We start from the raw sequence: 22,115 nt of genomic DNA, 5'->3' as shown, positions 1-22,115 counted from the left end.
TCCGGCGTTGGAGAAGGCCTCGAAGATGGTGCCGGCGCGCAGGTACTTGGCGTCATTCATCATGACTTCCTGATTCGCTTCGCGATCCAGGAAATAATTGCCGCAGATGCCGTGCACTGAAGGCGGCGCCCCGGTCACAATCGACAGATTATTCGGATTGGTAAAGCTGGGCACGACGCAATCGCCGGTAAGCACGGTCCCTTGCGCCACCATTTTTTTAAGAAATGGCGTGACGCCAGCCTGTATCGCCTGGTTGATGTATTCCTGTTCACAGCCGTCGACACAGACAACGACGACAGGCTGCTTCATCCATGGGTAGCTGCGGCCATTGACCTGCAGGGTTTTGGTGGTGGACATTAGTTAGCCTTTCGGGTTATTTCAATAGGGAGGCTGCAGCCGCATGCACACAAAGCGCGCGATGACGGCCGGCCATCGTCTGCTCGTGTGCGATGAGCTTGGATGAGATGGCCGGCAGTCTTCTAGCGTTTGATGAACATCGCAACAAACGCACTGATTACGCAGCTGACGGCGACAATTGGAAATATCAGCGCTGTATTGCCAGAGTGATCCAGCATTCTTCCGATCAGCGGCTCGCCAAGACCTGCAAACAGGTACGATGAAAAATTCATGATGCCTGTAGCGGTGCCGGCACGACGCGAACCGACGAGATCCGGGCACAATGCCCAAAACGATGAAGCTGGTCCATACACAAAGAAACCGCAGAGGAATAACGCCATGACGCTAATCATCGAATGGCCGGGGATCGTATACATCCAGACACTCGTCATTGCACCCAGCACCATGTAGAGCATGATCGCTTTATATCTCTTCGAGCCGAACAATTTATCCGAGATCCAGCCGTTACTGAGCGCGCCGATCGCCATTCCCACCGGAAGGGCGACACTGATCCATTTAGGATCGATAAACGCGTCCGACGACTTCGCCCAATTCGATCCGAAAAAGTGCACAGGAACCCAGACAATGAGACCGTATCGGGCGGCGTTTTGAAAGCCTAGGGAAAGGGCTGCAACTATCAAACGCCAGTTTTTCAACACGGCCTTGTACCGTGTCCAGGAAGACTCATGCTGATCTTCCAAGACAGCGTGCGCTTTATCGCTGTGGTTGGCGACACCGGTCTCCAGTGGTTCGAAACCCAGGTCTTCAGGCCGCTCGCGAGCCACCAGGTAGAAAAATATACCGCCGCCAAGCATCAGAAGAACAGGAATCCGGAATATCCAGCGCCAGTCAAGATGCAACACGTCGAGCACGGCAATCGAGGTTATGTAAGAAAGCACGGAGGCGCAGCCGGCGGCAAACACATAGAAGCCATAGACTTTGCCCCGCTCGCCAACGCCCCACCAATTTGACAGCAGGCGGCTGCCTGGCGCCCATCCCAATGCCTGGAAGTAACCGTTAACTGCCCATGGAAACATGAGGCTCCCGAATCCGGTCGAGAAACTTACGACCCAATTGGCGCCACAGGAAAGAATCGCACCCAAACTCATGATCCGGCGGCCACCGAACTTGTCCGCGAGATTGCCGTTGATTGCCTGTCCGATGGCGTATGACCATAACATCGCACTAGATACCCAGCCTAAGGTCTCTTTAGTAAGGCCGAACTCTTTTTGAATGCCTGGAATCGCGAAGCCGAATGTCTGTCTGCCAGTGTAGAAAAACAGATAACAAAGCATCGCCGCCAACAGCATTCGCCATTGCGCCCTGCGAAAGCTTGTGTCGGTTGCTACGAGCGGATCTGGCGTCGTATATACGTAACTCATTGCGTGTCTCCTTTATCGAGGATAACCGAGTTGTTATTCCCCGGTAAGCCCCATTCCTATTTGGTTGGAAAAGGTAATTTTTTTATAATTTAATTAACTGGAATCCTGGAAATTGCTGGTTTCTTTTCCCCTCCGCGGAAATGTAAAAATTATCTGGTTCGTGAAATTTTTCATGTAGTCCTGCGTAGCTTCCCTGGATCTCGGACGTGACTGCCTTTTCGATCCGAGGGGGCGATTCAGGACAAGGCGACAGCGGCTTTCGTACCGATAAAGTTTTTCCCTCGCGCGCCTTGCGAAGCGTGCCGTATCATTTCTTGCGCTTCTTGCGCAGAAACGCCGTAGTCTGAAAATTCAGTTCGAACTTCCAGCTGGTGCAGGAACGCGCGCAAACGCTCTATTGCGGTTTTACGGTCGGTGTTGAAGGCCCGCTGCAGAGCGATATCTCGCTCGGGGTGTTCGCCCCATGCCATGCCGAGAACCAGAGGGAGCGTGAACGAGCAGGCTATTCCATGCGGTAACCCGTAGCGCAGCGTCATTTCGTAAGAAATGGAGTGCGCCAGTGCTGTTTTGGTGTTGGAGAACGCCAATCCTGCCTTCATCGCAGCGAGCGCCATGGATGATCGCAGTGCCTTGTTGTCGAGTTCACAGGCGAGTAGCGGCAAGCAGGTCATGATGTCGTGGATCGCCCCGATGGCGAATACATCGGAAACCGGGTTCGCGTTGACGTTCCAGATCGATTCCAGCGCGTGCGATAACGCATCCAGGCCGGTGGAAATGGTAATTGACTTGGGCAGGGTAAGCATCAACTCCGGGTCGACGATTGCCGCTTTGGGCCAGGTGCAATCCAGGTGCAATGAGTATTTCTTTTGTTTCGCCGAATCCCAGATCGTTGCCCAAGGTGTTACTTCGCTGCCGGTGCCTGCGGTCGTCGGGATGGCGATGAGTGTCTTTGCCTTGTTTGGCGTGAAGGGCTTGCCGTCGGCAAGCAGGGCCAGCAGCTCATCGAAACTTCCGCCTTCGGTCCCAACTATTAATGCCTTGGCAGTGTCGATAGCACTCCCGCCACCCAACGCCACAACGACGTCGCATGCGTGTTCGTCGCGCCAGAAGCGGTTATATATTTCCGCCAGGTGGGAAACGTCCGGATTAGGCTGGACATTTTCAATGACGTAAGCCAGCTGGTCGCCTAACAAACTCTCCAGTTTTGTTACAAGGCCCAACGACCTTGCTTCGGGAAATGTCACTACCACTACCTTTGCCCCGTTGACGATCCGGGGCAACTCTTCCAGGCTACCCGGACCAAAATGGGTTGCGACGGGGTTAAAGAATTGCTGTGCCATCAATGTCTCCTGTTTTATTGGTTATATGTTCTCGATAGATTGATTGTCGGCGGGCCAGTGTCGTAGTACAAATCGATTATTATGCTGTTTCTATCGTTTCAACCGATAATAGAAGGCAGCCGTTTTATAATGGCGTACACAATGGGAAGTGAAGCGTTAATCGCGTAGCTTCGAAGGGTAGGGCGGCCACGTGGCCACTGAAGAAGATGCGCTCTGGAAGGATCGTTATGTACCAGTACCATAAATGGATTCGTTCATTTCATGCAGTAGCCAAAACGCATAGCTTTACCGCCGCGGCGATCTACCTGAAGGTAGGCCAGCCAACGATAAGCGAGCAAGTCAAAGCGTTAGAGGACAGGTTTGCCGTGGAGCTGTTTTACCGCCGCGGCCGGCACGTCGAATTAACAGACGCGGGTCGGCGCTTGTATGAAATTACCGAGGGGATTTTCGGTCAGGAAGACGAGGCCATTCAGCTGTTGCAAAGCTTGCATTCCCAGAAAACAGGATTACTCCGTATTGGCGCGGTTTCACCGCCCGTCGTGATGAACCTGACCTATGATTTAATGCGCAGGCATCCAGGCATTGAATTCGCGATATCGATCAACTCGGAAAAGGAAACGCTGGCCCGGCTCTATGATTTCACTATCGACATAGCGATTTTGGCTATCGTAGATCCTGACAAACGTTTGCACGTCGTGCCTTACCGCACCTATCCTATTGTCGCCGTCGTCAGAGACGACCATCCGTGGGCGGACAAATCGTCGGTACCATTGGCGAGCATCAAAAATGAAGCAGCCATCATGCGTGAACGCGGTTCCAAGACACGGGATTTGCTTGAGAACGCTTGTAGCAATCAAGGCATACAGATAAATTGCGTGATGGAGCTTAACAGCCGGGAAGCTATCATGCATGCTATTGCGGAAGGCATGGGCATTGGTTTCGTATCTGAGATTGAATACGTGGCGATACCGGGAACGAAAGCGGTCAAGCTAAGAGACGCGACGGTGACTATCGACTACTACATGTGTTCACTTGCCGTGCGGAAAAATCGGCCGCTTATCAAGAGCGTGCTTGAGTCGGGAACGCCGCCGAAGACAACTCGCAAAAAGTAGCATCAGCGAGATTCTCTTTTTGGCCAGATGGAATTTGGCCTGTGAAAGAAAGAAAAATGACGATCATCGAACTGCCTTTTCGGGCAACCGCCGCGCAGGCCTGCCACTGGCTTGCGCAGCAAACCGGCACACCATGGACATTGGCGCGCATGATAGAGAGCGGCTTGATTCCCTACGTTTGGCTGGACTATGACGCCGACTATCCTGAGCTGTTCGGTGACGCGAACGGCGGCTACGCGGCGCCGATTTTTTTCGAAGGCGATACCCGGCGGCTTGCAGCCGGAAGCGAGGATGTGCTCATCACGATCACGAAAGACGTCTATAAGATAGTGGCGCAGCTCAAACCACCGGGCTTTCGACGGTCTTTGGATGAATTACGATTTCTGAAAAAGGATCTGGAGCGGCTGGTCAGTAAACTCAAGCGCGATGCTGAGCGCGAGGCCGAAGGCGAGCCGGTTACCATTGAAGTGGCAAAGGAATCACAGAATGGCATCAGCAAAGATCAGGTGCTAATAGCATTTGCCAGCTTGGTAAAAATTGATCTGGACCAGGCCCTTAGCGGTGGCGGCGGTATATTTGGCGATGATGGCGCAAGGGTTAAGGGCAACGCTAAAAAGGCAAAAAACAAAGCTGTGTGGAACCCGGTCACGCTGGCGCTGGGATTAAACGATGTGTATCGAGTACCGATATCGCATCTGAAAAGAGCTTTTAATACGCATGATTTTTTGTACGCATGGACTACGGAATGGAACCATTCTCTGGATCTGCTGGGGAAATAAAGCGCCAATGTTGTACGACAAGCGCGCATCTTCCGACCTGACATGCTTCAGGTCGGAAGATCCCGGTAGCGTCTAACGATTACGGCACAACCAAGCTGCTAATCGGATTGACCAGGCTGGCCGGATCCATTGCACTGAAAGTCGGCTTTGCGCCGAATTCCGTCACATATAAATCCAGGCGCTTCAACTTTTTAGCCGCGCTGAAGTTGACAGCGAACCGGATAAAACTTGCGCCGTTAAGCGGGTTGCCTGAATTCGGATTCACTGTATTGCTGTTGTTTTGATGATAGCCCTTCGGCAGCAGCACATTTTGCGTGCTTCCATCGGTAAACGTGGCTTGCAACGTGTAGTCGCATCCCGTACTTTGACAGTAATTTGCATACTGCAATTTCATCTGATCCCAGTCCGGCTGGCTGGTCGGATCAAAGGTGCGGGGTATGTTTCCCTGACCTGCCGCGCTTACCACCAGGCGATTCAGGGTGCCGTCGGTTTTGGAGATGTTACCCAACACGGTGACAACCTGTTGGTTACCTTGCATATCGCGCTGTAACTGACTCACCGTGGCGCTTGCATCGACATAGGCGCCCTGGACGGCGGACCAGATGGTAAAGCGGGAGGCATTGGTGGCCGCGGCCGGGTTGTAGACGATGCGACCGTTCATCCATCCCTGTATCAGCGCACTGCTGTAATCGGCAAACATCTCCCAGCGATAACCAGCCGATTGGTCGCCGGAGCCACCTTGCATCGGGTCTTGCCGGTAGCAGCGTCCTGAAGCATCCAGCTGGCGACCGCTGGATTTGCATGGCAACGCGGGCAATACCGGAGACAGCAATTGATTGCGAATGGCGTCATAACCCCAACTTGATCCGGATAAACTCCCGCCAGGGTAGGGGTACGTGCCGCTGTTGTACATGTCGCCCGCATGCGACATACCGTAGCCATGACCCATTTCATGGTCGAAGATCCCGCCATAGTTATCGGAATCGCCGCTTGCATTTCCGGCGCCCACGCTAGTCAGCCCACCACCCATGCCGATGAGTTTTCCGGTAAGCGGGTCTTCCAATACCATTGGAGCCCAGTAGGCGACATTCAGATTGCGGTCATTATTGGCAGTGACGCTGCGTAATTCAGGCAGGATACTGAGCATCTGTCCCATTAGTACATAACCGTCCGCGCCGGGGGAGTTCCTGGCGGTGGCGAAGGTGGAATAGGCCTGTGCTGCGACAGTGCCAGTGGGAGGAAGCACGAAATCGTTGAATGACAGATCTCCCGAATTTACGCCATCCACCGATGCCACAGGAATTTCCTGGGCATAGTCAAGCGCCAGGCTGGTCCCATCCATCTCCAGTTTGTCTTTGGCTGTGGTTGCCATTGCGCGAGTGGCGCCAAAGAAAAAGGCCGGTACCGTTCTTACTTTCAGATTGATACCGCCAGTTACGGTCAATGGCACTGTGGTGACGTCGTTGCCGCGCGTGATCTTCAGCGTAACCCCCGGCTGTACCCACTCTTTAGGTAACAGCACACTGTATTTGCTGGAAGAGTATTGAGGCGTGCCGTTGTCCGTCGCCGGCAATTTGTCAGGTGTATTCAGCACGAGGCTGCCGAGATTGCTGCCTACCACCTCGACCTGAATGCTGGCGCCTGCTGTAGCCGGTTCCACCATCAGCAACGCGGCGCGGTTTGCGAGCAGGGTCAAGGTCCGGCTTTTCCCATCGGCGGTATTCATCGTGCGCCCGGTTGGCGGGATCACATGCGTTTGAGCCAGTTCAACGCTATTCAATGACAACGTCCCGTTTGCGGCGGACGGAGGTGGTGTCGGTGTGCCCGTGGGAGTAACGGGGGAGGTCGGCGTGGTCGATGTGCCCGGGGAGGCAGCGGGCGGCATCGGCGTGGTGGGCGATCCGGCGTTGGAAGTCGGAGCTGTGTCAGCACTATTGGCCCCATCGCCGCCGCCGCATGCAGATAACAGGAGTGAGATTGTGGTGGCGGCAGCCAATGAATAACGGATGGGTAATAGAGGGGTAAAACGCATTACTTAGCTCCAATCATGACAAAAATTTCCGTGTAGCAATATTCGTGCCGTGTGTAGGGGGCACCGTTAAGTTCGCTATAGGCATAGAGGTGGAAAAAAAGCCCCGTCGATAGTCAAAAATTGGGCACTAAAAAAACCGAAAAGTGTCAATTTTTGGACCTGTCGCCAACTACGCGTAGTGATAAGGCGAACGCGTAGAAGGTACGGGGCATGGGGAAAGTCAGCGCAGACGCGCCATTTCCAGAGTGACGCCGAGCTTGCCGAAACGGGCGGTAATATCTTCGAACGCCTTTTGCTTTTGCGCAGTACTCAGGCTGGCGTCGTACATATTGCTGCGCAGCAGGCCGAACATGGTTAGATCGGCAGTCGGTTTCAACTGGGCATCAGTGGAATGCTGAAAGCCGGATAAGTCGAGTATGTTTTGCAGCACGTCGGGTTGGCTGGCTGGATTTTTCGGTTTGCCATAAGTGACGAAAAATTCTTCGATCTTGTTTTTGGTGGCAACCGGCAGATCCTTGCGGTACAGCAGCGGATCGTTGGAAATCAGGGGCGAAGTCCAGATTACCCGCACCTTGTTGAATTGGTCAGGCGCTTCCTTTTTCAGGCGATCCAGTTCTTCGGTATTGTTGGTCGCAACATCGACTTGACCGTCGATCACCGCTTGCAGGTTTTTTTTGTGGTTGCCAGCCGTAATTTTCTTGAACAGTTTTTCAGGCTCTACCTTGTTTTTGGCGAATGCATAGTAAGCCGGCACCAGATAACCGGAGGTCGAGCCCTTGTCGCCGTCGTAGAAGCTATAGGCGCCTTTGTTCGTCAAAATATCTGATAACGATTTGATCGGACTGCTGGCCGGCGTGATCAGTACCGAGTTGTAGCCGCGCGAGCCGTCTTTTTTCACTACCTGGGCGAAAATCGTTGCGTGCTGGTTTTCCACCGCGTCCAGGGCGGCCTTGTTACCCAGCCACGCCACTTGGATGGTGTTGGAGTTCAGCCCGCTCACAATCTTGTTGTAGTCGGTGGAGGCCACGACACGGACTTCCATTTTTGTGTATCTTGCGAAATCGTCGATGACCGGCTGCCAGCGTTTTTGCGTATCTTCGGCCGTGGTGGTTGCTATCAGGCCGATGGTGATTTGCCGCGGGATATCGTCGTCTTTGGCGAATGCGCATGACACTGCAATAGTGCAAAAAACAACGATGATTTTCCGTAATATCTTCATACATTACCTTTCTAATTGTTATTTGTTTTTGAATTGCGATGAAAAATACGTTGCGCCGGCGCGCCCGTCTCGCCGGCTTGATTACTGTGTCTCTTTCAGTTGTTCCAGAATCGCTGGATTTTCCAGTGTCGAAATGTCCTGGGTAATATCTTCCCCCTTGGCCAGCACGCGCAACAATCGGCGCATTATCTTGCCGGAGCGCGTCTTCGGCAGGTTGTCGCCGAAACGGATTTCCTTAGGTTTGGCGATCGGGCCGATTTCCTTGGCGACCCAGTCACGCAATTCCTTGGCGATCTGTCTGGCTTCATCGCCGGTAGGGCGGCTGCGCTTGAGGACTACGAAGGCGCAAATTGCTTCACCAGTGGTGTCGTCCGGGCGGCCGACCACGGCGGCCTCCGCTACGATGGCGTGGGCCACCAATGCCGATTCAATTTCCATCGTGCCCATGCGATGGCCGGAGACGTTCAGGACATCATCGATACGGCCTGTGATGGTGAAATAACCGGTGTCTTTATTACGGATCGCGCCGTCGCCTGCCAGGTACAATTTACCGCCGAACTCTGCGGGAAAATAGGCGCTCTTGAAACGTTCCGGGTTATTCCAGATGGTGCGCACCATCGCAGGCCACGGACGCTTGACTACCAGGATGCCGCCCTGGCCATCTGGCAAATCGTGGCCGGCCTCATCGACGATCGCTGCTTGAATGCCTGGCAGCGGTAAAGTGCATGACCCCGGCACCAGCGGCGTTGCGCCCGGCAGCGGCGAGATCATGTGACCGCCGGTTTCGGTTTGCCAGAATGTGTCGACGATCGGACAACGTTCGCCGCCGATATTTTTGTGATACCACATCCATGCTTCCGGATTGATCGGTTCGCCGACCGTACCCAGCAAGCGCAGGGACGACAGATCGTACTGCGAGGGATGGACGTTCCTGTCGGCGTCGGCAGCTTTGATCAATGAACGAATCGCTGTAGGCGCAGTGTAGAAAATGGTGGCTTTGTGGCGTTGGATCGTGTCCCAGAAACGACCTGCATTCGGGAAAGTCGGGATACCCTCGAAAATGATTTGCGTGGCGCCAACCGCGGTCGGGCCGTAGGCGATATAGGTGTGGCCGGTGATCCAGCCGATGTCGGCGGTACACCAATAGACATCATCAGGCTTGATGTCGAACGTCCACTTCATGGTCAGGGCTGCCCACAAAAGATAGCCGCCGGAAGAGTGCTGCACACCTTTCGGAGTTCCGGTGGAACCCGACGTATACAAGATAAATAGCGGATGTTCGGCTTCAACCCACTCGGGTTCGCAGTGCGCAGCCTGCGATGCTACCAGCTCATGCAGCCAGAGATCGATATCCGGATTGAATTTTACGTTACCGCCAGTGCGTTTATACACAATGACGTTCCGAATGCTGTCGCAACCGCCGAGTGACAGCGCTTCATCTACGATAGCTTTTAACGGCAGGCGCTTACCGCCCCGGACTTGCTCATCCGAGGTCAATACTGCAACCGCACCGGCATCGATAATGCGTTCTTGCAGCGACTTGGCGGAGAAGCCGCCAAACACCACCGAATGCGTGGCGCCGATACGGGCGCAAGCTTGCATCGCAACTACGCCTTCTACCGACATCGGCATGTAGATGACGACCCGGTCGCCCTTCTTGATACCGAGCGACTTCAGGCCGTTGGCGAACTTGCAGACTTTTTCGTACAGCTCCTGATAGGTGACTTTGGTTACGTCACCGTCATCGGATTCAAAAATAACCGCGACCTTATCTGCATTGCCGTTTTGCAGGTGGATATCGAGGCAATTGTAAGAAACGTTCAGCTGGCCATCCCCGAACCATTTGTAGAAGGGCGGATTCGATGCGTCCAGAACTTCGGTGAAAGGCTTGTGCCAGGTCAGATGTTCGCGTGCAAGCCTGCTCCAAAATCCTTCGTAGTCATTCGCCGCCTCTGCGCACAAGGCGTTATATGCGCCCATGCCGGAAATCGCAGCGGTCTTGGCAAATTCTGCAGATGGCGGAAAAACGCGGGCTTCGCTGGAGAAAATTTCGATGTTGGCCATTTCGATGTCTTTTGCTATTGGAAAATGTTGATGCAGAGAAAAATTTTGTTGCAAAAAGATTGTGCCGGCCGTCTCAGTTAACCGGGCGGGAGTATTTTTGCAACTTTGTAGATTGCCTTATGTTTATTGTTGACAATTTACGCTATGTTAAATTAAAGTGCAATCACCGCCGGATAAAAATCTCCCCGGAACCGACTGGCCGACAGCATCGGATCAGCTGCAGTGATTGATTTCTCACACTTTAGGAATGCTTCCCATGCGCCCATTCTGGCTAGAACATGCACTGTCGATGGATGGTGAATTGACACCAGCATTGCAAGGCGCGCAGCGCGCTGACGTTGGCATTGTCGGTGGTGGCTTTACCGGTCTGTGGACCGCCTTGCAGCTCAAGCAGCAGAATCCGGCACTGGATATTGCGATCATCGAAAGCGATCTGTGCGGTGCCGGCGCCAGCGGCAGAAATGGCGGCTGCATGCTGACCTGGACTACCAAATTTTTTACGCTACGCCGTCTGTTTGGAGAGGTCGAAGCGGTGCGTCTGGCGAAAGCTTCCGAAGCGGCGGTAACCCATATTGCCGAGTTCTGTCGCAAGCACGGTATCGACGCCGAATTTCGTCAGGATGGCACCTTGTACACCGCGACCACGCAGGCTCAGATGGGGATGATGGATCCGGTGCTAAAGGAGCTGGACAAACACGGCATCAATTCATATCACGCGCTATCTACTGAAGAAGTGCAGTGGCGCTCCGGCTCGATGCGCAATCTGGCTGGCGTGTTCTCGCCAATGGCGGCCACCGTACATCCTGGCAAGCTGGTGCGCGGACTGCGGCGGGTTGCCCTGGAAATGGGTATCCGGATTTATGAGAGAACGCCGATGCTGGCATTTGAGCCAGGTCCGCAAGTAACGATACAAACGCCGTCGGGCACACTGCAAATCGGCAAGATGGTGCTGGCCATCAATGCCTGGATGGGAACGCTCTTTCCGCAGTTTGAAAGCACGGTGGCGGTGGTTTCCAGCGATATGATCATTACCGAAAAGTGCCCTGAATTGTTGCGGATGATCGGCCTCAAGGACGGCGTCTCGGTACTTGATTCGCGCACTTTTGTGTTCTATTACCGGACCACCGAAGACGGCCGCCTGATGCTGGGCAAAGGCGGCAATACTTTTGCCTGGCGCGGCCGCATTCTGCCGGTTTTTGACCAGCGCTCGCCGTACGAAGATCAACTGAAGCAAAGTCTGCACGAATTTTTCCCGGCGCTGTCGGAGGTGCCGATTACGGCCAGCTGGAACGGGCCGTCGGACCGGTCGGTTACAGGTTTGCCTTTTTTCGGGAAGCTTGATGGCCATCCGAATATTTTCTATGGTTTCGGCTACTCGGGCAACGGCGTCGGCCCGACATACATGGGCGGGCAGCTACTGTCGTCGCTGGTGCTTGGGCTTGACAATGAATGGAGCCGCAGTCCGCTGGCCGATGGCCCACGCGGTACATTTCCGCCGGAACCGATCCGCTATCTAGGATCGCTCGTGGTGCGCAATGCGATCCGTCGCAAGGAAAGCGCCGAAGATGAAAATCGCGAGCCTTGGTTGATCGACAAACTGCTCAGCAAGTTTGCCAATGCGGCCGGCAAGGCCGATAAAGCTTAGCTTAGTTTTCTATTCTAATTTGATGAAACAGGAAGTGGCATGAGCATCCAGCGTATCGACACCGTCCAGCGCCGTTCCGAGGTGGTAATTCACGACAACATGATTTATATCGGCGGCCAGGTCGCCGATAACACCAGCGGCGACATCGGCGACCAGACCCGCGCCATCCTGGAAAATATCGATCGTTTGCTGGCCCAGGCCGGCAGCGATCGTACGTATTTACTGTCGGTGCGCATTCTGTTGGCCGATATCACCGACTATGCCGGAATGAACGCGGTCTGGGATGAATGGGTCCCGCCCGGCTACGCACCGACCCGCGCCTGCACGCTGGAACAATTGATCGATCCCGGCTGGCGGCTGGAAATCATCGCGGTGGCCGCCAAACCACGCGCGGATGAAGTAAATACCCGCTACGAAGGCTTTGTTGAAAAAATCTCCGCTCGCCACGACTAATAAATAGTCGAAAAAAAGCCCACTCAAATACGAGTGGGCAAAATCTGGGAGCTCCCCAGGGACGTCTCGCTGCTGCCACTAATCGGTAAAATTACAAGATACAGCCAACTATCGCGCCGGGCTCAAGCGGCGCGATAATCGGCAGCACCCGGATACTGCTTAGAACTTGTGACGCATTGCTACGCGGAAGAGCACCTGCTTGTCATTGCCCGAACTGTCGGAAGCACCCGGAATGTAGGCATTGTCAAGTGATGTTCCTGTCAGATCGCCGCCGACCTTTTGGTAAATGCCTTGCAGGTAAATGTCAGTCCGCTTGGACAAGTTGTAGTCAGCCATCAAGCCCAAAGTCGACCATTTTGGCTTGACATTGCCCGCCGTTGCATCGTATTTACCTTGCGTGTAGGTGTACATCGCGCCGAGATTAAGCGCTGCGGTGACTTGATACCTTGCATTGATTTCGTAGTTGTTGAACTTGAGTGAATTCAATGTGCCAACGGCTGGTGCAAACGAGCTGATGTAACCATTGTCGCCAGTTGGATTGGTCAGGTTGGTGTTGGTATACACAAACCCGAGTATCGCCGCACCAATTGTGTAGTTAATGCCCGCGCCAAAGATCTTTTGCTTGTCGGCCAGGAAGGTGGCGTCAGATGGCGTAATAGAACCACTCGTGGTAGTGCCGGTATGGTTCAGATTCATGTACGCCAGACCCGCCGTCAATGGGCCGTTGACATAGCTCGCACCCAGGCTGTAGGTACGGTTGTTGCCAGCATTGCCGGCTGTTTCGCCGAAGCCGTACAAGCCACCGAACGTAACGCCGGAGAAATTCGGGCTGGTGTATTTGACGGAATTATTGACACGGAATGAGTTATCGGTATTGTCGTTATCCAGTGGATGCGAGAACAGATAGCCAGCCCAGCCGCCATTCGCAGTCACCGGGCCGACGAAGTCGACCACGGAGTCATACTGACGCCCCATTGTGACCGTGCCGGCAGTCGTACTCGACAAACCGACGAATGCCTGACGACCGAAAAACAAACCGCCTTGACCCAGCTTGCCGGTATCTGCCTTAAAACCGTTTTCAAGCTTGAACACGGCACTCAGACCACCGCCCAGGTCTTCGCTGCCTTTAAATCCCAGGCGGCTACCTTGTACATCGCCGCTTTCCAGTTGAACCTGGCTTTTCCCGCCGACGTTGTTGGTGTAGTTCACACCCAAATCGATAAGGCCATAAATCGTGACATTGGTTTGTGCTTGCGTCATACCGGAAATGCCACTCAACATACCTGCAACCAGAATCATTTTCATCATGTGCTACCCCCAATTATTAGAATAATTAAAAATTTAGAACCAAGGAACTACAAAAAAACATCTGGAAAACATTGATAAAAAATCGCCTTGATCAGGAAATAATCCAGCTTCCAGCTCTCCATTTCCTGACTAATCTGTCGGCCCCATATGCCCGCGGTTTTTTTTATTCAACCACATGCGTTTTATCGGCGAACGTTGCAATCTGCGTTAATCGAATATAACGGCACCCTATTTTTTTGCGTTATCGAATTTCGGCAAAAAAAACAAAGGCGGCTGGCTTTGTTGCTCGAATCCGTCACTGTGATTGATCTGGGAGCGACGGTTGCAGCGGCTTTCAAGAAGATTGGCATTTACCAGACAGTCTTTTGCAACTGGAAGGCGAATGCGATTGGCAGCGTGAAACCCTGGCAATCAACGTCGGGCACGGCGTAAAAGAGAGGAGGGGATTGTGAATGCGCTGAATCGCATTGCAGCACTGAGAGAACTGCTGTTTTATGATCAACGCTGGAAACGGAAGATCATTTATTTCGAAAGACATGGCACCATCATCGTTGAACTGCTACATGACTGCGCCATATTCAGTCATGCGCTTGCGCAATGATTCGGACGGGCTTTCTCCAAATAATTTTCGATAGTCGCAAGAAAATTGACTGAGATGCCAGAATCCCCAATCTGCGGCGATATCTTGCACGGTATGCCTATCCGATATATTTTCCCGCAGATGCCTGCGGGCGCCGTTGAAGCGAATGATGCGCAGATATTGTATCGGGCTGATTCCGAGAATATCTTCGAAACAATATTGTAGCGAGCGAGGACTGATGTGCAGGTGCTCGCAAAGTTGCGGCACTATAATCGCCTGCTCTCGATGGGCCAGCATATATTCGCGCGCTTGCGCAACAATGCGTTGCCGTCTTATGAAGCTGTTGCTGATGGTGCTGTCTACTTCGCCGCTATCAAGTATGGATAGGAGCGCCATTGCCACGGCTTGCTGCGAAAGCGCCAGGCTGAATACGGGGTTATGTTCATCGCGTGCGTCACGCATTGACAGCATATATGCCAGCGTCTGCTGAAAAATCGTCTTTGACAATTCCGTTACATGCAAGACTTCAGCCTTGATCAGTTGTGTGTAGTCGACCGTGCAACCTATCTGGTCGGCGACACGCAGCAAGGCATTCCGCTGGATAACAAGTCCATAGATGGCGTAATCGGCAGGGGTCACCAACTCGAATTCTAAATTTCCCGGCCGCACCATGATCGTGCCAGTGTTGCACAAGCGCCCATTGATACGCGCCTTATTTGCATTCGCCGGAAGACCGAACCAGAAAGCATCGGGCCGAACGCAGCAGGATCGGCGCACAGCCTTGTTGGTTTCCTCAAGCAGTACTTGCATGTGCGGTATCAGCAATTCGGATAGAACTCCGTGGAATTGACCCGATGTGATCTGGTCATAACTTTGCTTCCAGTCGGTCAAATTGCGGGCATGCTGATCGACATCAAATGCGTGGATTGTGCGAATTTGATAGGGTATGCCTGAAAACAGTGCGGCTTTCCCCACAAAACTGGATCGCGGATGGTTCGATGTGGTTTGCATTTCTAACCTTCTTTGAACGGGTTATTTGCCACAAATCGCGCAGTCTGCCCGGGTCTGCTCAGGCCACGGTTTTCGCATACATTCCAGCGATTTTTAACCTATTTGATTTACCTGTTTTTCTAAGCCGGATCGTGATAAAAAATCTGTTGCGTCGATCGCACCGTGCCGGTGTCAAATCCCGGCACGGCCGAATCCGACTTCTCTTTTATGCAGCGCTGACGGCAAGTTCCGGCGCAAGGCGGTATTCAGGCTTGGCCTTGGTTGCAATCCCCATCTGCCGCAACGTGTCGGCGATGGCGTGTACTGCCTGCCGCATTTCTTCTGCGCCAATCGCACCGATACAGCCTACGCGGAAGGTTTCCGCCTGTGTCAATTTGCCCGGATACAGTACGAATCCCTTGTCGCGCACCTGATTGTAGAAACGCTTGAACTCATATTTGGCGCTGTCAGGCGCATGGATCGTGACGATGATCGGCGCCTGGATCTTCGGATCGAGAAACGACTTTAGTCCGAGTTCCTGCATGCCCGTCATCAGCGCTTCGTAATTTTCCTGATAGCGGGCCAGCCGGGCAGACTGCCCACCTTCGGCGACAAACTGGAGCAGCGCCTGGTGAAATGCCGCCACAATATGGGTTGGCGGCGTGAAGCGCCATTGTGTGGTTTTTTCCATGTAAGTCCACTGATCGTACAGATCCAGCGATAACGAGGTCGAGTTGCCGGCAGCTTTTTCCAACACGCTTTTGCGCGCAATCACAAAACCCATTCCAGGCGGACCTTCAATGCATTTTCCGCTGGCGGCAATCAATGCATCGAACGGAACCGTGGCGGCATCGACAGCTAACGCGCCAAACGAGCTCATTGCGTCGATGATCAGGCTGCGTTTATGACGGGCGACCACTTCGGCAATCTCGCGTAGCGGATTCAGAATGCCGGTACTTGTTTCGCAATGGATCAGGCCGACGTGGCTGATGCTGGCGTCGCCGCTCAACAGGCGGTCGACATCGGCCGCTGTGGTGGGTACATCTTCAGCAGTCTCGAATACCGATACCTTGCGCCCCATCATTTCGACGATTTTGGCCATCCGCTTGCCATAGGCGCCGTTGATCAGCACCAGCATATGGCCGTCGCGTGGCAGCAATGTATTTATCGCAGCTTCGATCGAGAACGTCCCGCTGCCTTGCATCGGTACGCAGACGTGGTGTTCATGCGCATTGGTTATGTCTAGCAAGTGCTTGCGGACTTCCGCGGTAATGGCGTTGAACGAGACATCCCAGGAGCCCCAGTCGCGCAGCATGGCGGTCTTGGTGGCGAGGGAGGTGGTCAGTGGTCCTGGGGTGAGAAGGACCGGATCCCGACTAACGAGGCTCATGGCATTTCCTTTAATTTTAAACAGCCGAATTTAAACAATTGAGGTAATACATTTAAAGTTCACTGCAATAACAAACTCGAACTCAAACTCAAACAGTCTTGCGCCAGCGCTGCGCTTTCTTCAATAACACACGGGTGGTCAGCGCATACAGGAGAACGACGATGGAAGAGGTCAGCACGATCAGCGTTCCCATCGCCGCCGCCGGGCCGATCTTGCCCTCCGCTTCCAGATTCAAGATGGCTACCGAAGCCAGCGTGGTGTCTGGCGAGTACAAGAACACGACCGCGGAAATGGTGGTCATCGCGTTGATGAACAGGTAGCGGCCGATATCCAGCACCGCCGGCAGGCAGACTGGCACGGTGACCCGGAAGAAGGTTTTGTAGAAAGGCACCTTGAGCGATGCCGATACTGCTTCGAACTCGTTGTCGATGGCTTTCAAGGCCGTAACCGCGGTCAGGTAGCTGGATGTGAAGTAGTGCACCACGGTCGACAACACCAGGATCGTCATGCTGCGATACAGGACGTTGAGCGGATTGTCCGGGTGATTGAAGAACATGATGTAACCCAGTCCCAGTACCAGTCCCGGCACGCCCATCGGCAACATCGCCAACAGACGGATGATCGCGCGCGCTCCATTCATGCCGCGGGTTTTCTCGACCAGGTAGGCGCTGCCGAAAATCAGCACGATGCCGCTGGCGACTACATAGGCGGCCAGTCGCAAGCTATTGAAATACGACTCCAGGATGCCATCCTGGAACAGGCCGAAATAATAGTGATCCCATACCAAAGTCCGGTTGTAAGGCCACAGCTTGATGAACGAGGTATACACCGCCATGCTCAATACCGCTAGCAGCAACGCGCAGATGAGGCTGCAATAGCAGAACATCAGGGAGTCGAAAATACGATGTCGTTTCGGAGTGAACGGCACCGCGCGTGCCGATAGCTGGGACTGCAATTTGCGCCGTATGGTGTAGTCGATCGCGAACGCCATCAATGCCGGCAGCAGCAGCAGCAAGCTGACTACGGCGCCTTTGTTGAAGTCCTGCTGGCCGATCACTAACTGATAGACGTCCATTGCCAGGACGCTGTAATCGCCGCCGATGACTTTCGGTACGCCGAAATCGTTGACCGTGAAGGTGAATACCACCAGCATTGCGCTAATCAAGCCGTACTTGGCGCCCGGCAGGGTGATGGTCCGGAACTTGCGGAAGCGGCTGGTGCCCAGCGATTCCGCCACTTCATACAAGCGGCCGTCCGCCAGCGTCAATGCGGTGATCAGGATCATCAACGCATGCGGAAACACGGCATAGCATTCGCTGATGATGATGCCGATCGGACCGTAAATGGAATGACCGCCAAGCAAGCCCTTGAGTACGCCCTGGGTACCGAACCATTGCACGAATGAAATTGCCGCCAGCAGCGACGGCGCCAGGATCGGGATCAGCGACAGGGTGCGAAACGTGCGCTTGAGCGGCATCATGCTGCGCGTCAGCGCATAGGCGAAAGTGAAGGCTGCCGGGATCACCAGCGCCGTCACCGAGACTGAAATGGTCAGCGTATTCAACACCGATTGCCGCAATGCCGGGGTCGACATGTAATCGGTGAACTGACGTAATCCGACAAATGCGCCGGTCTTGTCCTGGACGCTTTGGATCAGGATCATCATCACCGGCATCAGCAAAAACACTGCCAGCCCTATACAGACGAAAAGCAATAGCAAGTGACCGATACGGTCATGCCAGTGACTTTGCTGACGGCCCTTTGTGACCGGTTTGATGTTTGACGTTGCCGTTACGACCGATAGCGGCAACACATTGGCAGATCTGTTCATGCGGCCTCCGCAAGCGCAGGCTTTATCATGACGAGCGGTTCGGCCTCGTTATCGCGATAGAGGCGGATCCGCTCGGGCAGCAATCCATACAATACTTTGCTGCCGACCTTCAGGCGTAACTCTTTTAACAGGTTTAGCGACATGGATGTCACCACCGGCTGTTGCTGCATACCTTCGAATGCCACCGTGAGATAACTGAAGGCGCCCAGGAATTCGATTTTAAGAATCTCTGCCATGGCGTTGTTGTGTGTCCGGTTCTCGGCATCGCGGGCGACAAAATCTTCCGGACGCAAATACACTTTGACCGGCGCACCGGCGGGAATATGATCGACGCTCGACTCCCAGTGAAAATTCAGATCGCCTATGCGGAAGCGGCCGTCCCCGAGCGAGATGCCGCGCAGGATATTGACCTTGCCGACGAAGGATGCGACGAACGGCGAACCAGGCTGCAGGTAGACTTGCTGCGGTGTCCCGATTTGCTCGATTTCGCCTTGATTCATGACGACGATGCGGTCGGCCATCGTCAGCGCTTCTTCCTGGTCATGCGTGACCATGATGGTGGTGACGCCAAGCCGCTGCTGCAATTGCCGGATTTCACCGCGCAGGCGAACCCGTTCCAGTGCGTCCAGCGCCGATAGCGGCTCGTCCAGCAACAGCAGGCCGGGCGAAGTGGCCAGCGCACGTGCAAGTGCAATTCTCTGCTGCTGGCCGCCGGATAGTTGTCCTGGAAATTTGTTGCCGCTGGTCGGCAGGCCGGCCAGCGTCAGTAGTTCTTCGACCCGTGTCTTGGTGCTGGCTCGCGACTGGCCGCGGTTAACCAGCCCATAGGCGACATTGTCCGCAATGGTCAGATTCGGAAACAGTGCGTATGACTGAAACACGATGCCATAGTCGCGCTTGATCGGCGGCAGCCACGAAATATCTTTTCCGGCTTGACTGATGCGCCCCTGGTTTTGGCTTTCCAGGCCGGCGATGATGCGTAGCAGCGTGGTCTTGCCACAGCCGGACGGGCCCAGGAAACAGACAAACTCACCTTCCGCGATGGACAGGTTGATGTCGCGCAACGCGTGGAAGTTACCGAAAGACTTCGAAATGTTGTTAAGTACCAGATACTGATTTTGCTTGGGCATGATAGATCCTCACTTATTGATATCCTTACACCGACGCTGGAGGCGCCAGGCACCTCTCAGCGTCAGCCTGTACTCTTGATTTACTTCTTCTTCTCTTCTTTGGAGTTATAACGGCTGCTCCAATCGGCCAGAATGCGGGAGCGATTCCTGGCAGACCAGTTGAAGTCGTTGTTGGTTACCAGCAGTTTTTCGTAGTTTTCCGGGATGCCTTCCACTTTCTTGGCGATGCCAGGATAGGCAACGATGGCCCACCAGGTGGCGCTGATCTGGTTAGCCTCTTTCGTGGTCATCCAGTCGACCAGCTTTTTCGCAGCGTCCATCTTTTTCGTGCCCTTCATGATGCCGCTGGCTTCGATATCCCAGCCCAGGCCTTCTTTCGGGAAAATCAGCTCGACCGGGGCGCCGGTAGCCTGGACCTGATGGGCACGGAATTCAAATGAAATACCGATAGGGAATTCGCCGGTGCCGGCCATGGTGCAAGGCTTGGACCCGGAGTGGGTGTATTGCGCGATGTTTTCATGCAACGCATCCATGTATTTCCAGCCGCCGGCTTCGCCGAACATCTGTAGCCAGGCCGTGACATCGAGATAGCCGGTGCCGCTGGAGGCCGGATGCGGCATGACGATCTGACCCTTGTAGATCGGCTTGGTCAGGTCTTGCCAACTGGTTGGCTTGGGCAGGCCAAATTTCTTGGCCTCTACCGTGTTGAAACAAACGGTCGCTCCCCATACATCCATGCCGACCCAGCTCGGCGGCCGGGCCTTATCGGAGAAGGCCGGATTCAGGTCTTTCAGGCCTGCCGGTGCATATGGCACCAGCATGCCTTCCTGACTCAGCAATGCCAGGCTACTGGCGGCAACGCCCAGAACCACATCGGCTTGCGGATTATTTTTTTCGGCCAGCAATTTGGCGGTAATCACGCCGGTCGAGTCGCGTACCCAGCGAATGTCCGCGTCAGGATGGGCTTTTTCAAAGCCATCCTTGTAGGCCTTCATGGCATCGCTTTCGATGGCCGTATAAACCAGCAGCTCGGTTTTTGCCTGGGCCAGGGCACTCCCGGCTACCAGCGCCAGGGTGGTGATGATTGCGGTTTTCTGCAAAAGTCGTAAAAAATGCGGTTTCATTGTTATGTTCATTGCTGTCTCCTCAGTTGTTGTGTCATCAATCAGTGTCAAATTGCTGTAATGCACCTTCCTGATACTTCTCAACCCCTTCGTTCTTGCTACATCGGCCGAGTACAAAAGATTGTGGCTATCGTCCCGGCCTAGACATCTGGAACATTTTGTAATTTTGTAAATTGCATTATGTTTGCTGTCTATTGTTGACAATCTACACGCTGTCGGTTTAAAGTGCAATCACTGTTCAATAAAAAGGTTCACATGACTACGGGTCGCACTATGAACACTATTGCCGTGCTAAAAAATAATTCCTTGCCGTCGCTGGTGCAGAAAGAGCTTGAGCGCATGATTCTGGCCGGCGATCTGGCGGCGGGCGAAAAGCTCAACGAGATCACGCTGGCAGAAATGCTGGGTGTCTCGCGTGGCCCGGTACGGGAGGCGTTCCGGGCTCTGGAAGAGGTCGGCCTGGTGCGGCAGGAGAAAAATCTCGGTGTTTTTGTCCGTCAGATTTCTCTTCAGGAAGCCGACGATATATATGACGTCCGCTGCGCCCTGGATGACCTGATCGGCCGCCAGCTGGCAAGCAGGATCAGCGCCGCCCAGATCCAGGATTTGCGCGCGATCCTGGATTTCATGGATGGCCTGGCCGCCAACGGTGATGTCGACGGTTATTCCCGGATGAATCTGGAATTCCACGATCTGCTGTTGAACATGACCGATAACAACAAACTGATACAGACCTATCGTCGTCTCGTAAATGAGTTGAACCTGTATCGGCGCTCGGCGCTGGCGCAGAGCGGCTGCCTGCCGACCTCGACCGCCGAACACCACAAGATCGTTGATGCGATTGCCTCCGGCAATCCTCAAGAGGCCGGCCATATCATGCGCGAGCATGCGATGGCCGGTCGCCACCGTATGCACAGTGCGCATGCGCGGCAGCTACTGGCAGCTACTACCTCCGATTCCCTACCAAACCGAAAGGCTAACTAATGTCCACCACCAAAACCCTGCAGGTCAATGGCCGCAGCTACCCATGGATGAAGCAGCCTGTCGTCGTTGTCTGTGTCGACGGCTGTGAACAGGAATACATCAACCAGGCGATACAGGCTGGCGTCACGCCATTTCTTAAAAAAATGGTGGCGCAAGGGACCGTGCTTACCGGCGATTGCGTCGTGCCCAGCTTTACCAATCCGAATAATCTGTCGATTGTGACCGGGGCGCCGCCTTCAGTGCACGGCATCTGCGGCAATTATTTCCTGGATCGCGAAGCGAATCAGGAAGTCATGATGAATGACGCCAAGTACCTGCGCGCCGGCACCATCTTCGAGGCCTTCTCCAACGCCGGA

Annotated in this window: 19 protein-coding genes; 7 read left to right on the top strand and 12 right to left on the bottom strand. The window is 54.1% G+C overall.

The window, feature by feature from the left end:
• The 3 genes from BM205_RS23520 to psrA all read right to left on the bottom strand — a co-directional run.
• The coding region (locus tag BM205_RS23520) for an alkaline phosphatase family protein (RefSeq protein ID WP_175511370.1) at positions 1 to 357 on the bottom strand (357 nt) is incomplete at its 3' end.
• A gap of 122 nt (positions 358 to 479) precedes the next feature.
• Positions 480 to 1,778 (bottom strand): MFS transporter, encoded by a 1,299-nt coding sequence (locus BM205_RS23515; protein ID WP_092417276.1) that lies wholly within the window; start codon positions 1,776 to 1,778, stop codon positions 480 to 482.
• Positions 1,779 to 2,014: 236 nt separating this feature from the next.
• Positions 2,015 to 3,118 (bottom strand): iron-containing alcohol dehydrogenase PsrA, encoded by a 1,104-nt coding sequence (gene psrA, locus BM205_RS23510; protein WP_092417275.1) that lies wholly within the window; start codon positions 3,116 to 3,118, stop codon positions 2,015 to 2,017.
• 227 nt (positions 3,119 to 3,345) lie between these two features.
• On the opposite strand from psrA, the gene BM205_RS23505 reads away from it, so the two are divergent.
• Entirely contained in the window at positions 3,346 to 4,230 is an 885-nt protein-coding gene (locus tag BM205_RS23505) for a LysR substrate-binding domain-containing protein (RefSeq protein WP_092417274.1), read from the top strand.
• 56 nt (positions 4,231 to 4,286) lie between these two features.
• Positions 4,287 to 5,009: a hypothetical protein gene (locus BM205_RS23500; RefSeq protein WP_092417273.1), complete on the top strand. Its 723-nt coding sequence runs from the start codon at positions 4,287 to 4,289 to the stop codon at positions 5,007 to 5,009.
• A 79-nt stretch (positions 5,010 to 5,088) separates the two neighbouring features.
• On the opposite strand, the gene BM205_RS23495 is transcribed toward BM205_RS23500, so the two are convergent.
• Positions 5,089 to 6,795: a M66 family metalloprotease gene (locus BM205_RS23495; protein WP_217646086.1), complete on the bottom strand. Its 1,707-nt coding sequence runs from the start codon at positions 6,793 to 6,795 to the stop codon at positions 5,089 to 5,091.
• A gap of 40 nt (positions 6,796 to 6,835) precedes the next feature.
• Between BM205_RS23495 and BM205_RS24400 the strand changes: the two genes are divergently transcribed.
• Entirely contained in the window at positions 6,836 to 7,012 is a 177-nt protein-coding gene (locus BM205_RS24400) for a hypothetical protein (protein ID WP_175511371.1), read from the top strand.
• Positions 7,013 to 7,261: 249 nt separating this feature from the next.
• Here BM205_RS24400 and phnD read toward each other — a convergent pair whose 3' ends face one another.
• Positions 7,262 to 8,260 carry a phosphate/phosphite/phosphonate ABC transporter substrate-binding protein gene (phnD, locus tag BM205_RS23490; protein ID WP_092417271.1) on the bottom strand — a complete coding sequence of 333 codons (999 nt, stop codon included), beginning with the start codon at positions 8,258 to 8,260 and terminating at the stop codon, positions 7,262 to 7,264.
• An 81-nt stretch (positions 8,261 to 8,341) separates the two neighbouring features.
• Entirely contained in the window at positions 8,342 to 10,324 is a 1,983-nt protein-coding gene (acs, locus tag BM205_RS23485; protein WP_092417270.1) for an acetate--CoA ligase, read from the bottom strand.
• 256 nt (positions 10,325 to 10,580) lie between these two features.
• On the opposite strand from acs, the gene BM205_RS23480 reads away from it, so the two are divergent.
• Entirely contained in the window at positions 10,581 to 11,969 is a 1,389-nt protein-coding gene (locus BM205_RS23480; RefSeq protein WP_092417269.1) for an FAD-dependent oxidoreductase, read from the top strand.
• A 39-nt stretch (positions 11,970 to 12,008) separates the two neighbouring features.
• On the top strand, positions 12,009 to 12,422 hold the full coding sequence (locus BM205_RS23475; protein ID WP_092417268.1) for a RidA family protein: 414 nt from the start codon (positions 12,009 to 12,011) through the stop codon (positions 12,420 to 12,422).
• Between the two features lie 159 nt (positions 12,423 to 12,581).
• Here BM205_RS23475 and BM205_RS23470 read toward each other — a convergent pair whose 3' ends face one another.
• From BM205_RS23470 to BM205_RS23440, 6 genes are all read right to left on the bottom strand, one after another.
• Positions 12,582 to 13,730 carry a porin gene (locus BM205_RS23470; RefSeq protein ID WP_371326528.1) on the bottom strand — a complete coding sequence of 383 codons (1,149 nt, stop codon included), beginning with the start codon at positions 13,728 to 13,730 and terminating at the stop codon, positions 12,582 to 12,584.
• 559 nt (positions 13,731 to 14,289) lie between these two features.
• A complete protein-coding gene (locus BM205_RS23460) occupies positions 14,290 to 15,321 on the bottom strand; it encodes a helix-turn-helix domain-containing protein (protein ID WP_092417265.1) in 1,032 nt (343 codons plus the stop codon).
• A 205-nt stretch (positions 15,322 to 15,526) separates the two neighbouring features.
• Positions 15,527 to 16,690, bottom strand: coding sequence for a 2-aminoethylphosphonate--pyruvate transaminase (locus BM205_RS23455; protein ID WP_092417264.1), 1,164 nt, complete (start codon positions 16,688 to 16,690; stop codon positions 15,527 to 15,529).
• Positions 16,691 to 16,778: 88 nt separating this feature from the next.
• Positions 16,779 to 18,521, bottom strand: coding sequence for a putative 2-aminoethylphosphonate ABC transporter permease subunit (locus BM205_RS23450; RefSeq protein WP_092417263.1), 1,743 nt, complete (start codon positions 18,519 to 18,521; stop codon positions 16,779 to 16,781).
• Entirely contained in the window at positions 18,518 to 19,651 is a 1,134-nt protein-coding gene (locus BM205_RS23445) for a putative 2-aminoethylphosphonate ABC transporter ATP-binding protein (protein ID WP_092417262.1), read from the bottom strand. Before BM205_RS23445 ends, BM205_RS23450 begins: the two co-directional genes overlap by 4 nt.
• An 80-nt stretch (positions 19,652 to 19,731) precedes the next feature.
• Positions 19,732 to 20,775 (bottom strand): putative 2-aminoethylphosphonate ABC transporter substrate-binding protein, encoded by a 1,044-nt coding sequence (locus BM205_RS23440; protein ID WP_092417277.1) that lies wholly within the window; start codon positions 20,773 to 20,775, stop codon positions 19,732 to 19,734.
• A gap of 273 nt (positions 20,776 to 21,048) precedes the next feature.
• Between BM205_RS23440 and BM205_RS23435 the strand changes: the two genes are divergently transcribed.
• Positions 21,049 to 21,759 (top strand): phosphonate utilization associated transcriptional regulator, encoded by a 711-nt coding sequence (locus tag BM205_RS23435; RefSeq protein ID WP_254784024.1) that lies wholly within the window; start codon positions 21,049 to 21,051, stop codon positions 21,757 to 21,759.
• Positions 21,759 to 22,115, top strand: a 357-nt coding sequence (locus tag BM205_RS23430; RefSeq protein WP_175511370.1) for an alkaline phosphatase family protein, incomplete at its 3' end; no start/stop codon positions are given. The genes BM205_RS23435 and BM205_RS23430, both read left to right, overlap by 1 nt.

Source organism: Collimonas sp. OK307, from assembly GCF_900113705.1.
Lineage (GTDB): Bacteria > Pseudomonadota > Gammaproteobacteria > Burkholderiales > Burkholderiaceae_D > Collimonas.
The sequence above is the reverse complement of the archived record's forward strand: the minus strand, read 5'-3'. Positions and strand labels throughout refer to the sequence as shown.

Bases quoted from the DNA above. Each gene is read 5' to 3' on its own strand.
- BM205_RS23515 (WP_092417276.1), bottom strand. From the start codon at position 1,778: ATGAGTTACGTATATACGACGCCAGATCCGCTCGTAGCAACCGACACA.
- psrA (WP_092417275.1), bottom strand. From the start codon at position 3,118: ATGGCACAGCAATTCTTTAACCCCGTCGCAACCCATTTTGGTCCGGGT.
- BM205_RS23505 (WP_092417274.1), top strand. From the start codon at position 3,346: ATGTACCAGTACCATAAATGGATTCGTTCATTTCATGCAGTAGCCAAA.
- BM205_RS23500 (WP_092417273.1), top strand. From the start codon at position 4,287: ATGACGATCATCGAACTGCCTTTTCGGGCAACCGCCGCGCAGGCCTGC.
- phnD (WP_092417271.1), bottom strand. From the start codon at position 8,260: ATGAAGATATTACGGAAAATCATCGTTGTTTTTTGCACTATTGCAGTG.
- acs (WP_092417270.1), bottom strand. From the start codon at position 10,324: ATGGCCAACATCGAAATTTTCTCCAGCGAAGCCCGCGTTTTTCCGCCA.
- BM205_RS23480 (WP_092417269.1), top strand. From the start codon at position 10,581: ATGCGCCCATTCTGGCTAGAACATGCACTGTCGATGGATGGTGAATTG.
- BM205_RS23475 (WP_092417268.1), top strand. From the start codon at position 12,009: ATGAGCATCCAGCGTATCGACACCGTCCAGCGCCGTTCCGAGGTGGTA.
- BM205_RS23470 (WP_371326528.1), bottom strand. From the start codon at position 13,730: ATGATGAAAATGATTCTGGTTGCAGGTATGTTGAGTGGCATTTCCGGT.
- BM205_RS23460 (WP_092417265.1), bottom strand. From the start codon at position 15,321: ATGCAAACCACATCGAACCATCCGCGATCCAGTTTTGTGGGGAAAGCC.
- BM205_RS23455 (WP_092417264.1), bottom strand. From the start codon at position 16,690: ATGAGCCTCGTTAGTCGGGATCCGGTCCTTCTCACCCCAGGACCACTG.
- BM205_RS23450 (WP_092417263.1), bottom strand. From the start codon at position 18,521: ATGAACAGATCTGCCAATGTGTTGCCGCTATCGGTCGTAACGGCAACG.
- BM205_RS23445 (WP_092417262.1), bottom strand. From the start codon at position 19,651: ATGCCCAAGCAAAATCAGTATCTGGTACTTAACAACATTTCGAAGTCT.
- BM205_RS23440 (WP_092417277.1), bottom strand. From the start codon at position 20,775: ATGAAACCGCATTTTTTACGACTTTTGCAGAAAACCGCAATCATCACC.
- BM205_RS23435 (WP_254784024.1), top strand. From the start codon at position 21,049: ATGAACACTATTGCCGTGCTAAAAAATAATTCCTTGCCGTCGCTGGTG.